Here is a 12,833-nt window from a genome sequence, read left to right as displayed (position 1 = left end):
TTAATTAATTGATGAAGCTGCAAATTTACGGAAATTACTTCAATAAGCAGGGTGCCTTTACAGCGCCAGGGCCTCTTTATTGTACTTATTGCGGTATTCTATAGGTGATAGCCCTGTGTTTTTCTTAAAAATCGTTCTAAAGGCCTTGGTATCTGAATAGCCCACATCGCACATCACTTCTGTAATGTTTTTACGGCTGGTCTCAAAATCCTTCTTTGCCGCTTCTATTTTTACACGCTGTATGTATTCGGCCACCGTATTGGTGGTGGCCTTTTTAAAACGGCGTTCAAAACTTCTACGGCCAATGGCCAGCATATCCGACAACTGGTCTACACTTATTTTTTCCTGGAAATTAAGTTCTATAAAATCCTGGGCTTTTTTTACAGAATCGTCCTGATGGTCGCGCTGCCCTTTAAACATGATAAAGGAGGACTGGTTACTGCGGTCTATTTCAATGGCAAAGTATTTTGCAGAAAGGATGGCCATTTCGCGGCCGGTATATTTTTCGATCAGGTACAACAACAGGTTCCAGAAAGAGTTTGCCCCGCCGCTCGAATAAATTCCGTTTTCATCGGTTACCACTTTATCAGATACCATTTCCACATCGGGGAACATCTTACTGAACTGATGGGCCGACAGCCAGTGCGTGGCACAGCGTTTTCCTTTTACCAGTCCCGTTGCCGCCAGTAAAAAAGCACCCACGCATAAACTGGCCACTTCTGCCCCTGCTTTATATTGGGCCGTTATCCAGGGAAAAAAATCATTGTTTTCGGCAATGACAGTTTCCATATCCCCATTTACCGCGGGTATAATGATCAGGTCTGTTTTGTAAACCTCAGCAAGCACCAGATCAGGGTACACCCTGAACAACCTGTCGTAAACCCGGGGCTCTTTACTGAGGCCAACAAGCTGGACAATGAACATTGGGGGTTTACCGATAGCAGCTAAAAAATCATTCACTTTATTGAACAAAGTAAACGGGCCTTCAATACAGCTTAATGCTGCAGCCCCTGTTGGTACCAGAACTGATATGTGTTTCATTCTATCAAATTTAAGGTAAAAATCTGTCGCAGTCAACCCCTCATATTGGCGTATTAGCACCCCTGAATATTGGGTTATTGACACTACATTTGGATAAACAAAATAAAACCAGATACTATGATCACGCTTAACCCTTATTTAAACTTTCCGGGAACAACCGAAGAAGCCTTTAATTTCTATAAATCGGTAATTGGCGGCGAAATTGTGATGACCATGCGTTTCAGCGATATGCCGGATGATCAGACACCAGAAAATGAAAAGCACAAAATCTGCCATATGTCGCTCCAGCTTCCTAACGGCACCATGCTGATGGCTACCGATACGCTGGAATCTCTGGGCCAGAAGTTAACCCCGGGCAATAATTTTTACCTGTCGCTCGGCGTACAAAGCACTGCAGATGCAGACCGTATATTTGCGGCCTTTGCGGATGGTGGTAAGGTAGAAATGCCTATGGAAAACATGTTCTGGGGCGATTATTTTGGCATCGTTGCCGATAAATTTGGCACCCAGTGGATGATCAGCTACAATTCAGGTCAGGCACAATAATCTACTTACCCCTGCAATATTTTTTAGTATTTCAGGGATAATTTCCATACGCCTTACTCTCTTAAAAAGATATTTCCTGACGAATGTCAGGTGAATATTGTAAATTTCATTGGTTATTAACTTTTTAATTACCATATCTTTGCGCGCAAATTAAAAACACTACATTTTTAATTAAGTGAGATAATCATTCTTAATGAGGGTAAGGAAATATTTTTATAGCGCATTGCTTTTGCTTTGCTGCTTGACAAATTATGGTTTTGCAGCTGAGACAACAGTTCAACTTGCAAAAGGTGGCATAATAGATCTTCGTGCGCAGTCAATGGATGGAAAAATTGCGCTCAATGGTCAGTGGCTTTTTTATTGGGGCCAGCTTATAGGTCCAAATGACCACCTTAAACATAAAGGGGAACTGGTAGACTTTCCTTACAGGTGGACCGACCGCTCACCTTCCGGAAAAACCTATCCTTCGTATGGTTACGCCACTTACCGGCTTACTGTATTGCTGCCAAAAAACACGCCATCATTACGCCTGTCCATGCCCGAAGCTTATTCGGCCTATCGCCTGTTTATCAATGCGCAGGAGGTCGCTTCCAACGGACGTGTGGCCAGGACCGCAACCGATTTTATTCCCTACTGGGAAAATAAGATCATAGAAATCCCGCAGCATACCGATACCTTAAACATCCTGCTGCAAATTGCAAATTTTAGCCATAGCAAAGGCGGAATTAAAAAGCCCTTGTTAATTGGGGAAAAAGGTTTTGTCATTTTAAAAAGAAAACAAGCTGAAGCAGTTGACCTATTGTTGACCGGCTGTCTGATGATGGGGGGACTTTTCTTTCTGGGACTTTACCTGATGGGGAGCAGGGACAAGGCCATCCTATTGTTTGCCTTATACTCTATTGTTTACAGTTACAGGATTATTGGGATAGACAATTATGTACTGCATACCGTACTACCCCAGATGGACTGGTACCTTACGGTAAGGATGGAATACCTGAGCTTGTTTTTAGGCATAGGCATGTTTGCCTTGTATACCCGGTATTTATACCCTCAGGATACGAGTATAATTGTTATAGGCACCATTTTCAGCCTTTGCTTTGGCTTTTCCCTGGCAGTACTTTGTCTGAAACCCCTGTATTTTACCCAATTGATAAATCCTTTTCTGGTTATCATGATCTTTTGTCTGGTGTACGTTCCCTATGTATATACAATGGCCTATAGAAAAAAGAGACCGGGAGCTATTTATACCTTAATGAGCGCAGTTGCCCTTATGCCTGTATTTGCCATTTCATTATTGCATTACTGGAATGTCATCCCCGCCTTTCAGCTGGTCTCTTTCATTTTTTACATCAGTTTTTTCTTCCTTCAGTCACTGATACTCTCGCACAGGGTTTCTTTTGAACAGAAAAAGGCCAGGGCCGAGGCAGAGCAGGGCTTAAAAGCCAAAAGCGAATTCCTGAGTACCATGAGCCATGAGATCAGGACACCACTAAATGCGGTGATCGGAATGAGTCATTTGCTACTGAAAAACGGGCCAAGGGAAGACCAGAAAGAACAGCTTGATGTGATGCTCTTTTCTGCCAATAATTTGCTTTCTATTGTAAATGACATTCTGGATTATAATAAAATTGAGGCGGGAAAAGTTTCTTTTGAGCACATAGAAATGGACATTCCGGCCATTGCCGGAAATATTGTTTCGGGACTTCAAAGTTCTGCGCATGATAAAGGGATTGAATTGACATTGCATGTAGACCCGGCTTTAAAGAACAAACTAATGGGCGACCCGACCCGCAGTTCTCAGGTCATTACCAACCTGGTACACAATGCCATAAAATTTACAAATAAGGGTTCTGTAGAAGTGAGATTGATTGTAGCTGCGCAGACGGAAACTGATATTACCTTAAATATCCAGGTTAAAGATACCGGTATCGGCATTTCAAAAGATAAGCAAAAAGTTATTTTCGACAGGTTTACGCAGGTTGACTCTTCTACATCAAGGGGATTTGGCGGTACAGGACTGGGCCTTTCCATTTGTAAAAGGATCCTGGAACTCCAAAATTCATCCCTAAACCTGATTAGCGATGAGGGCAGGGGCTCTACTTTCTATTTTATACAAACTTTTGAGAAAAGCACCAAAATTTTAAAGCGTCTGGATCCGGAACACCTGCCCAACGAGAATGATAAACCGCTTACAGGCATACCTATTTTACTGGTAGAGGACAACCTGATGAACGTACTGGTAGCGCAAAAATATCTGGAACGCTGGGGAGCAACGATAGATGTTGCCCTAAACGGACAGGAAGCCCTGGAAAAACTGGATGTGAACAGGCATCAGCTGGTTTTGATGGACCTGCACATGCCCATAATGGATGGCTATAAAGCTGCTGCAACCATGCGTGAAAATGGAGTGACCATCCCTATTGTTGCCCTTACAGCCAACTTGCCTGATGAAATAGCATTACGGGTAAAGGAAGCGGGCATTAACGATATGGTGATCAAACCCTTTTTGCCTGATGAGCTGTACAGGAAAGTACTGCACCATATTTTTAGTCTATAATTCCATTTACCGGTTTCTTCGAAAAAAAATCGGTTATTTACACCAACTAAATACAAATATCTAAATGAGCTTAAAGAGTTTGGTATTGGGTAAAGACTGTCCGGAGATTATTGCGGTCCGCAAACCCACCTGTTTGAAGACCGTGTAATGAAAGTTGGGGAAGTAAAGATCGTGGATGATGTAACTTTATAACAAGCTGCTTACTTAAACCTGATGGCTTTTAAAGGGCTGATCCGGCTGACCAGCATAGAGGGCAGGATCAGTACAAGCACACAGATCACCATAGTAGCCAGGTTCAGGAGCAGTACATCTGCCAAATGAAGCTCGATGGGCACATACGACAGGTAATAAGAAGACTGGTCCAGTTTGTAAATATGTGTATATTTTTGCAGGAAGCCCAGCCCCAGCCCCAGTATATTGCCCAGCAATAAGCCCAGCCCTACCAGATAAGCGGCATTGTACAAAAATATTTTCATCACACTGTAATCCGTCATGCCAAATGCCTTCATGATACCGATCATATTGGTGCGTTCCAGGATCATGATCAACAAGGCGGTAACCATATTGATGACACCAACCACCATCATTAAAACCAGTAACACTTTGGTGTTCACATCCAGTAAGGACAGCCAGGTAAAAATTGCAGGAAAATAATCAGAAACCGACTCCGATTTCAGCTTCAGCTCCATATTTTCGTAAATGTGTGTTGAGACTTCCTTTAATCGGGAGAAATCTTTAATCCTGATTTCCAGTCCGCCTATTTCATTGGCTTTCCAGTTGTTTAACCTGCGGATGATATTTAAATCACCGATTACAAAATTCTTATCGATTTCTTCTACGCCGATATCATAAATCCCCACGATCTTAAAAGGTCGCTTACGCGGTGGGTTCTGTACAAAATACATGATAAAATCATCGCCTACCTTTAGCTTTAAGCGGTTGGCGGTAAACTGCGAGATGAGGATCTCTTTACTGGCCTTCACACTATCGGTAAAATCGATGACCTTACCATTAACCAGGTGTCTGCGGATATAATCCCAGTTAAAGGTCTTGTCGATCCCTTTGAAATTGATCCCTTCAACTTCATTGTTGGCTGAAATTATAGCTGGTTTAGTAGCGTAGGGCTGAAAGAACTCAACATCAGGGTTATTTTTAAGCTGGGCCAAAGTCTCTTTGGCAGGTACAAAAGGGGAGAGTTCAAAAGAATTGTTCAGATCATATTTAAAAACCCTTACATCGCCTATATATCCTCTTACTTTTTCCTGTATCTCGGTTTTAAAACCTTTTATAATGGCTACAGAAAGCATCATCACAGCCAGACTGAGCATTACCCCCGCTATGGCAATGCGAACAATCAGTTTAGAAAAGGTACGCTCCGATTTAATGGCTATGCGTCCTGCAATAAAATATTCTGTATTCAATCTTTTGCAATAAATTGTAACTTAGCAAAAATGGTTATTTGATTTTGATTTAAAGTATTTAAAATAAAAAAGCTTCTTAAATGGCACAATTCTTCACAAACACCCTGCACATTGTTCTGGTATCGATCCTGCTTCAGGCTTGTGGTCCTTCAACATCGGTTGCAGCCAATCCAGGGAAAAGAAAACTACTTACCGGTGCAGAGCAAACAAACCTTTACGTACCTTATTTAAAAGGTAAACGGGTAGGGATGGTGGTAAACCCTACTTCAATTATTGGCAAAGAAACTACGGTGGACAGCCTGCTGAAGCTTGGTGTGAACATTGTGAATATATTTGGCCCCGAACACGGTTTTAGGGGGAACGCCAGTAACGGTACACATGTAGACGATGAAGTTGACCAAAAGACAGGGATCAAGGTGATCTCCTTATATGGAAAGCATGCTATCCCGACTAAAGAAGAGCTGGCAAACATAGACATTATGGTGTTCGACATACAGGATGTTGGTGTACGTTTTTACACCTATATCAATACCTTGCAACACGTAATGGAAGCCTGTGCTGCCAATAACAAAGAGGTACTGATATTGGACAGGCCCAACCCCAACGGCTTTTATATTGATGGCCCTATACTGGACCCCAAGTTTAAATCGGGCATTGGTTTAAAACCAATTCCGGCAGTACATGGCTTAACAGTTGGTGAATATGCCCAGATGTTAAATGGTGAAAACTGGCTGGACAACAAGCTAAAATGCAAGATCAGGATCATTAAAGTAGCCAATTATACCCATGATACCCCCTATGAGCTGCCGGTAAGCCCTTCACCAAACTTAAATACCCCGCAATCTATTTTACTTTACCCAACTACCTGCCTGTTTGAAGGCACGTACTTAAATTATGGCCGCGGCACCCAGTTTCCGTTTACCATTGTAGGTGCCCCCGCCTTAAAAGGTAAATACAGTTTTTCTTTTACACCTGTAAGCATCAAGGGTATGTCGGAAAGCCCATTGTTCATGAACCAGGTTTGTTACGGGCTGGACCTTAGAAATTATGACACCGGTAACTTCAGGAAGACCAAACAGATCAATCTGGGCTGGATGATAGAACTTTATAAGAATTCGCCAAATAAGGCAGATTTTTTTAACTCCAAACTGAGCAATCAGATGGGCACTATTGAAAAATTGATCGGGGTGGCAGAATTCAGGCAACAGATCATTGCAGGTAAATCAGAAAAAGAGATCAGGGCCAGCTGGGAACCCGGCTTAAGCAAGTATAAAACAATGCGTAAAAAATATTTGTTGTATCCGTAGTATCTGCTAACAACTAAAGCATACCACGATGAACAACACAGCGAAAAAGAAAAACGAAAGCCCGGGCAGCAACTACCGGGAAGAAATCCCAAAAGGTAAAGTTCCTGCCGGGAATAAAGCCGTAAAAAAACCGGAAGACAAAGATTATAACCGGGAAAACGCACACTTTAAAAACCTGGCTAAAAAACGCGAGGAAAGCGAGCAACCCGTACATCCTATAAAAAAAGCGCCAAAAGAATAAACTACAATTTATTCTTTTGGGCGGCCCTTAAAAACTTCATCAATACTTTTTCATCATTTTCCAGGGCCTTAATTGTATCCGGCTGATCTGTACTGATCATTTTCAGGTATTTGTCCAGCTGATTATCCTCAAAGGTCTGCAGCAGTAAGGGATAAACATACGAACTTTTGCAAACTGCACGCGTATTGCCCAGTTTTGCGGCCACACAATCCAGCACTTCCACTACCAATTTCTTTTTTGGCCTTTCATCAGCGGCAATACTGCAAACTGCCAGCTGCCTCAGGGCCTCCAGTGTACCACCCCAGGTACGGAAATCTTTTGCCGTAAAATCACTTCCGGTAATTTCTTTGATGTAATTGTTAATCCGTCCGGAATCTACGGGCTTATGTTCATTGCCATTGGTATAATACTGAAAAAGATCCTGCCCGGGAATGTCCCTGCACTTTTTTACCAACCTGCTGAGGGTTTTATCGTTCAGTACGACCTCTTGTTTCACGCCTTTTTTTCCCACAAAACTCAATTTCATGGCATGGCCATTAATTTTCACATGTTTGTCTTTTAAAGTACTTAATCCGTAACTCCCATATAGCTGTTTATAAGCCTCATTACCCACACGGATCAATGTTTTTTGCATGAGCTGTACACAAATTGCCAGCACTTTCTGTTCATCCAGCTCTTTTCTCCGCAAATCTTTAGCTATCCTTTTACGGGCCTGGGGCAAAACTTTACCAAATTCCAGCAGTCTGAAATATTTGCTGTCCGACCTGCGGGAAGTCCACACTGCATGATATTTATACTGTTTCCGACCCGCTGCATCCATACCGGTAGCCTGCAAATGCGCATTTTTCTTTGGTGCAATCCAAACCCCGGTCCATGCCGGGGGCAGCACCAATGCTTTGATCCTGTCGAGCTGACCGGGATCGGTAATGCGGTTACCATGGTTGTCTGTATAATAAAATTTTCCGGGCTTCCCCTTTCTGTATATCCCTGGCTGGCTATCTGTTAGGTAAACCAGACCAATTTCTTTAATTTCCTCGGGACTGCCTGTCATACGGTTTGTTTAAAAAATGCGTTAAATTTTTAGTTATTTTGTTAGCTAAAACAAAGGACAATGAGATTAGTTTTTATGGGTACGCCCGATTTTGCTGTTGCTGCGCTGGATGCGCTTGTAAAAGCCGGATTTGAGGTAGCAGGTGTGGTTACTGCGGCGGATAAACCTGCCGGCCGGGGACAAAAACTACAGGAAAGTGCGGTAAAGCAATATGCTGTTGCCCATGGTCTGAAAGTACTGCAGCCCTTAAAATTAAAAGACCCTTTGTTTCTGTCAGACCTGAAAGCACTAAATGCTGATTTACAGGTGGTGGTGGCTTTCAGGATGTTACCCGAAGTGGTATGGAACATGCCCCCAAAAGGCACCATTAACCTGCATGCTTCACTACTGCCCCAGTACCGGGGTGCTGCGCCCATTAACCACGCCATCATAAATGGCGAAAAAGAGAGCGGTGTAACCACTTTTTTCCTGAAACACGAAATTGACACGGGTGATGTGATCTTTTCGGAAAAAGTTGAAATTACTGATGAAGATACCGCCGGAGATCTGCACGACAAACTGATGCATACAGGTGCCGACCTGTTGGTAAGGACCGTAAAAGCCATTGAAGCCGGGGACTATAAAGAACAGCCCCAGCCTGATGCAGCACAGGAGGAATTAAAACATGCCCCTAAAATATTTAAGGAGCATTGCCTGATTGACTGGAACCAGCCGTCAAAAAACATTTACAACCTTATCCGTGGGTTAAGCCCCTATCCTACCGCTTTTACCAGATTGAACGACAAGGTCCTTAAGATATTTAAAGCAGAACTGGAAGAAAAAGAAACAGGCCTGGCTGCCGGTGCCTTCCTGTCTGACGGAAAGAGCTATCTTAAGTTTGCCGCAAAAGATGGGTTCATTAAACTCACAGATCTGCAATATGAAGGCAAAAAACGAATGACCGTAGATGAATTTTTGAGAGGGATGCGCTTGTAAAAGCTACAAAAAGAAATGTGCTTACAGCAGGTTCAGCTTTACACTCAGCAGTTTGGTCATTTCATTAAAATACCGTTTGCGGCCATAGCCCATTACCCAGCGGATGCCACTGATCGCATTGGTTACAAATACCTCTTCTGCTGCTTTTAAGATCTCGGGGTTGATCTGTGCCTCTATCACTTCAATATCGTTTATCCTGCACATGTTCATGACCACAGCCCGCATTACACCTGCAACACAGCCTTCGGACAAGGCCGGTGTATATATTTTTTTATCATAGACAACAAATACATTTGAGCTGATGCTTTCACATAAAAATCCGCTTTGGTTCAATATAAATGCATCATCTAAGCGGTGCTGTTTTTTGTACAGGCCAGCCATTACGTACAACAGGGAGTTGGTGGTTTTATAATTGGACAATTTGTTTACCGGTTTGGTAATTTCATCGTATACATCAATGATCAGTCCTCTTTTGTTCAGTTCATAATGGTTATCGGGGAGTGGACCGGCTTCCAGCACATAGCCCGACTTATTGCTGTTTGGGGTATATAACCCGTCGCCATCCCGGTAAACTGACAGCCTGAAACGCACATTCTCTTTCAGTTTGTTCTTTTTACAGAGTTCTGCGGTTTTTTGTTTTAAAAAATATTCATCCAGCAAAGTGCTGCCATCCATTTTCAGGGCTTTCATCCCTGCATGTAACCGGTCGGCATGCTGCCCGGCAAACTGCAGCTTACCGTTACACATGCGCATGGTCTCGAAGAGGCCGTCGCCATATTTAAACCCCCGGTTATGGGCTGTAAGGATAGGCTGGCTGATGGCCACAAACTCATCATTATGTAAAATATATTCCTGCATTTATTGGGTACGATGTATTAGGGTTGTACGATATAATTTCTCCATTTATTCAGTGCCGAGTCAAAATCGGAAGGCAAAGGTGCCTCAAATTCCATATACTTTTTAGTACCTGGATGAATAAACCCTAGTGTTTGTGCATGAAGTGCCTGTCGGGGGAGTAATTCAAAGCAGTTTTGTACAAATTGTTTGTACTTATTAAAAGTAGTGCCTTTCAAAATTTTATCACCGCCGTAGTTGGCATCGTTGAACAAAGGGTGGCCAATATGTTGCATATGCGCTCTGATTTGATGTGTACGGCCAGTTTCAAGCTGGCAGCTGATTAAGGTTACATAACCTAAACGTTCCAACACGGCATAATGTGTTACAGACCACTTACCTTTTTCTTCATCATCGTATACATCCATCACGATCCTGTTTTTTGCGCTGCGACCAATATAGCCTGTAACCGTGCCATCTTTTTCGATATCGCCCCAGGCAAGCGCCACGTATTTACGGGTAATGGTATGGTCAAAAAACTGTTTGGCCAGCCTGGTCATTGTAATTTCATTCTTGCTGATCAACAGCAATCCGGAGGTATCCTTGTCAATCCGGTGCACCAGGCCCGGACGGCCCTCGTTGCCCGGCAGCTGGGGCAGTTGTTCAAAATGGAAGGCAAGTGCATTGACCAGTGTGCCTGTATAATTGTTATATCCGGGATGCACTACCATACCTGCAGGTTTATTAACCACCAGCAGGTCATTGTCTTCATATACAATGTCAAGAGGAATGTCTTCCGGATAAACTTCGGTATCACGTGGCGGATGGGGAAACACGATAGAAATCTCGTCGGCAGGCTTAACCTTATAACTGGCTTTAACCGTTTTCTGATTGACCAGTACGTTGCCTGCCTCTATTGCATTCTGTATGCGGTTTCGTGACGCATTTTCCATACGGTGCATCAAAAACTTGTCTATCCGCAATAAAGACTGTCCTTTATCAACAACAATATTAAAGTGTTCGTATAAATCCTGCTCTTCTAATTCCGGTCCGGTATAACTGTTTTCCATTGAGTTTCTATTGTTTTGATCAGATAATGGGGGCCTCTGCCGCTTTCATAGCTTTACAGGTTCCAGGCTGCAAAACTAATCTTTAACAATTACATATTTAAAAAAGAAATTGGTCTGCTTTTTGTGAACCCTACCCACATACCTAATATAAACGTTTATGGAGCTAATGATAAGGCTGTATAAACAATGAAAAACAAAAGACTACGCTTATGAAAAACTTTACTCAAAACGTCAAAATCATACTTAACTTCTTCCCCTACCTGCTTAAAAAGATTTATTTTAAACAATAAATATAGCTGTAGCGTAAAAGGGATTTATATTTGCCAGCATGTTTGCAGATATACATAGCCCCTTACAACCCTTAAATTTCTTTCATGGCTATCAGGTACTGGTAAAAAGGGATGATCTGATTGATCCTTTTATATCGGGGAATAAGTGGCGCAAACTGAAATACATTTTAGCCGAAGCTGACCGGACCGGAAAAAATCACCTGGTTACCTTTGGTGGTGCCTATTCCAATCACCTGGTAGCTACCGCAGCCGCCTGTGCCAGGAATGGCTTACAAAGTACCGCCTTTGTACGTGGAGAAGCAGTTGAAAATGAAATGCTCCTGCTATGTAAACTTTATGGTATGCAACTGCGGTTTACCGACCGCTTAAGTTACCAGAATAAACCTTTATTATTTGACCGGTATTTTGGGGGCGACCATACCGCTCTTTTTGTTGACGAGGGCGGTGCAGGCCCCCATGCGGTGAAGGGCTGCGCAGAAATTATTGCGGAATTGCCTGCAGATACAAGTCATTTATTTTGTGCCGCCGGAACCGGGACTACGGCAGCTGGTTTACTAAAAGGCATACAGGCTGCTCAGCTAAAAACCATATTGCATGTGGTTCCCGTGCTAAAAGGCGACGATTTTATTAGCCCTGAAATTTTAAAATATACGGGTCCTGACCATCGGCTCAGGGTACATACCGGATACCATTTTGGTGGCTATGCCAAAACAAGTCCGGCTTTAATTGAATTTATAAAGTACTTCATTGCACATACCGGCATTATGATAGATCCGGTTTATACTTCAAAAATGTGCTATGCATTGGCTGATCTGCTGAAACATAACCATTTCAACCCTGATGATAAAATAGTAGTCCTGCATACCGGCGGCTTACTAGGCCTGCTGGGCATGAAAGAGAAATTTCATTAGATCATGTCATTCTTTTTTTTGCTTCAATACACCACAGCAGTTCATTTATAAATACAGTAGCGCGCTTATCTGTTGCAGCCTGATCAGCGGGCTGGCCATTTTCATCAAATGTTTCCTGCACCTTTGGCACAGGGAACATGGCAGGAACTGTCCAGGCCCCTATTTTCCATAAGGAAAACTGTATAGAGGCCATCACCTGTGCCCCGCCAAAGGGGCCGGCAGAATTGGTACAGATGGCAACAGGCTTTTTACGCCATTCATCATACAGCAGATCGACCACATTTTTTAAACTTGCCGGATAGCCACCATTGTATTCCGGTGTAACGATAAGCACTCCGTCAGCAGCTTTAATTTTTGCAGCAAAATCCAGCATCTCCGTAGTCGGGTTTTCAAAAAAACGCAGGCGTTCTTCAAAAATGGGGAAATCATATTCCTGCAGGTCCAGAATTTCGACCGAAGCCAGGTTTTCCGATTCTATGAATTTTTTGAAGTACAGGGCGGTGCGGTGACTGTTGCGCCCTTTTCTTACACTGGCGGATAGGATGGCAATATGTGGCATTTCTTTTCTGATTAGGGTTTAACACTAAAT

General features: G+C 42.9%; 12 protein-coding genes. 6 read left to right on the top strand and 6 right to left on the bottom strand.

All coding sequences use genetic code 11. From position 1 onward, the window contains the following. Window positions 1–57 precede the first annotated feature (57 nt). The gene (locus PHEP_RS06140) at window positions 58–1,041 is read right to left on the bottom strand and encodes a GlxA family transcriptional regulator (RefSeq protein ID WP_012781389.1); all 984 of its coding nucleotides are present in this window, start codon (window positions 1,039–1,041) and stop codon (window positions 58–60) included. Between the two features lie 117 nt (window positions 1,042–1,158). Between PHEP_RS06140 and PHEP_RS06135 the strand changes: the two genes are divergently transcribed. Then, the gene (locus PHEP_RS06135; protein WP_012781388.1) at window positions 1,159–1,587 is read left to right on the top strand and encodes a VOC family protein; all 429 of its coding nucleotides are present in this window, start codon (window positions 1,159–1,161) and stop codon (window positions 1,585–1,587) included. Window positions 1,588–1,780: 193 nt separating this feature from the next. Then, window positions 1,781–4,144 carry an ATP-binding protein gene (locus PHEP_RS06130; RefSeq protein ID WP_012781387.1) on the top strand — a complete coding sequence of 788 codons (2,364 nt, stop codon included), beginning with the start codon at window positions 1,781–1,783 and terminating at the stop codon, window positions 4,142–4,144. Between the two features lie 200 nt (window positions 4,145–4,344). On the opposite strand, the gene PHEP_RS06125 is transcribed toward PHEP_RS06130, so the two are convergent. Then, entirely contained in the window at window positions 4,345–5,565 is a 1,221-nt protein-coding gene (locus tag PHEP_RS06125; RefSeq protein WP_012781386.1) for an ABC transporter permease, read from the bottom strand. An 80-nt stretch (window positions 5,566–5,645) separates the two neighbouring features. On the opposite strand from PHEP_RS06125, the gene PHEP_RS06120 reads away from it, so the two are divergent. Both PHEP_RS06120 and PHEP_RS06115 read left to right on the top strand, forming a co-directional pair. Continuing rightward, window positions 5,646–6,872, top strand: a complete 1,227-nt coding sequence (locus PHEP_RS06120; protein ID WP_012781385.1) for an exo-beta-N-acetylmuramidase NamZ family protein — start codon at window positions 5,646–5,648, stop codon at window positions 6,870–6,872. A gap of 28 nt (window positions 6,873–6,900) precedes the next feature. Then, complete coding sequence (locus PHEP_RS06115) at window positions 6,901–7,113, top strand: hypothetical protein (RefSeq protein ID WP_012781384.1); 213 nt, start codon at window positions 6,901–6,903, stop codon at window positions 7,111–7,113. A gap of 1 nt (window position 7,114) precedes the next feature. Here the strand turns inward: PHEP_RS06115 and PHEP_RS06110 are convergent, their stop codons facing one another. Then, window positions 7,115–8,164, bottom strand: a complete 1,050-nt coding sequence (locus PHEP_RS06110; protein WP_012781383.1) for a DNA topoisomerase IB — start codon at window positions 8,162–8,164, stop codon at window positions 7,115–7,117. Between the two features lie 60 nt (window positions 8,165–8,224). Between PHEP_RS06110 and fmt the strand changes: the two genes are divergently transcribed. Then, window positions 8,225–9,139, top strand: coding sequence for a methionyl-tRNA formyltransferase (fmt, locus tag PHEP_RS06105; protein ID WP_012781382.1), 915 nt, complete (start codon window positions 8,225–8,227; stop codon window positions 9,137–9,139). 21 nt (window positions 9,140–9,160) lie between these two features. On the opposite strand, the gene PHEP_RS06100 is transcribed toward fmt, so the two are convergent. Together PHEP_RS06100 and PHEP_RS06095 are read right to left on the bottom strand one after the other, a co-directional pair. Further along, window positions 9,161–9,997 (bottom strand): aminotransferase class IV, encoded by an 837-nt coding sequence (locus PHEP_RS06100; RefSeq protein WP_012781381.1) that lies wholly within the window; start codon window positions 9,995–9,997, stop codon window positions 9,161–9,163. Window positions 9,998–10,014: 17 nt separating this feature from the next. After that, window positions 10,015–11,043, bottom strand: a complete 1,029-nt coding sequence (locus PHEP_RS06095; protein ID WP_012781380.1) for an RluA family pseudouridine synthase — start codon at window positions 11,041–11,043, stop codon at window positions 10,015–10,017. 328 nt (window positions 11,044–11,371) lie between these two features. Here PHEP_RS06095 and PHEP_RS06090 point away from each other — a divergent pair, with 328 nt between their 5' ends. Further along, the gene (locus PHEP_RS06090; RefSeq protein WP_012781379.1) at window positions 11,372–12,244 is read left to right on the top strand and encodes a 1-aminocyclopropane-1-carboxylate deaminase/D-cysteine desulfhydrase; all 873 of its coding nucleotides are present in this window, start codon (window positions 11,372–11,374) and stop codon (window positions 12,242–12,244) included. A gap of 1 nt (window position 12,245) precedes the next feature. Here the strand turns inward: PHEP_RS06090 and PHEP_RS06085 are convergent, their stop codons facing one another. After that, window positions 12,246–12,803, bottom strand: coding sequence for an NADPH-dependent FMN reductase (locus tag PHEP_RS06085; protein ID WP_012781378.1), 558 nt, complete (start codon window positions 12,801–12,803; stop codon window positions 12,246–12,248). Window positions 12,804–12,833 lie beyond the last annotated feature (30 nt).

The organism is Pedobacter heparinus DSM 2366 (genome assembly GCF_000023825.1).
GTDB lineage: Bacteria > Bacteroidota > Bacteroidia > Sphingobacteriales > Sphingobacteriaceae > Pedobacter > Pedobacter heparinus.
This window is presented reverse-complemented; position numbering and strand designations above follow the sequence as displayed.

Bases quoted from the DNA above. Each gene is read 5' to 3' on its own strand.
- PHEP_RS06130 (WP_012781387.1), top strand. From the start codon at position 1,781: ATGAGGGTAAGGAAATATTTTTATAGCGCATTGCTTTTGCTTTGCTGC.
- PHEP_RS06115 (WP_012781384.1), top strand. From the start codon at position 6,901: ATGAACAACACAGCGAAAAAGAAAAACGAAAGCCCGGGCAGCAACTAC.
- PHEP_RS06085 (WP_012781378.1), bottom strand. From the start codon at position 12,803: ATGCCACATATTGCCATCCTATCCGCCAGTGTAAGAAAAGGGCGCAAC.
- PHEP_RS06110 (WP_012781383.1), bottom strand. From the start codon at position 8,164: ATGACAGGCAGTCCCGAGGAAATTAAAGAAATTGGTCTGGTTTACCTA.
- PHEP_RS06095 (WP_012781380.1), bottom strand. From the start codon at position 11,043: ATGGAAAACAGTTATACCGGACCGGAATTAGAAGAGCAGGATTTATAC.
- PHEP_RS06135 (WP_012781388.1), top strand. From the start codon at position 1,159: ATGATCACGCTTAACCCTTATTTAAACTTTCCGGGAACAACCGAAGAA.
- PHEP_RS06120 (WP_012781385.1), top strand. From the start codon at position 5,646: ATGGCACAATTCTTCACAAACACCCTGCACATTGTTCTGGTATCGATC.
- PHEP_RS06090 (WP_012781379.1), top strand. From the start codon at position 11,372: ATGTTTGCAGATATACATAGCCCCTTACAACCCTTAAATTTCTTTCAT.
- PHEP_RS06100 (WP_012781381.1), bottom strand. From the start codon at position 9,997: ATGCAGGAATATATTTTACATAATGATGAGTTTGTGGCCATCAGCCAG.
- fmt (WP_012781382.1), top strand. From the start codon at position 8,225: ATGAGATTAGTTTTTATGGGTACGCCCGATTTTGCTGTTGCTGCGCTG.
- PHEP_RS06140 (WP_012781389.1), bottom strand. From the start codon at position 1,041: ATGAAACACATATCAGTTCTGGTACCAACAGGGGCTGCAGCATTAAGC.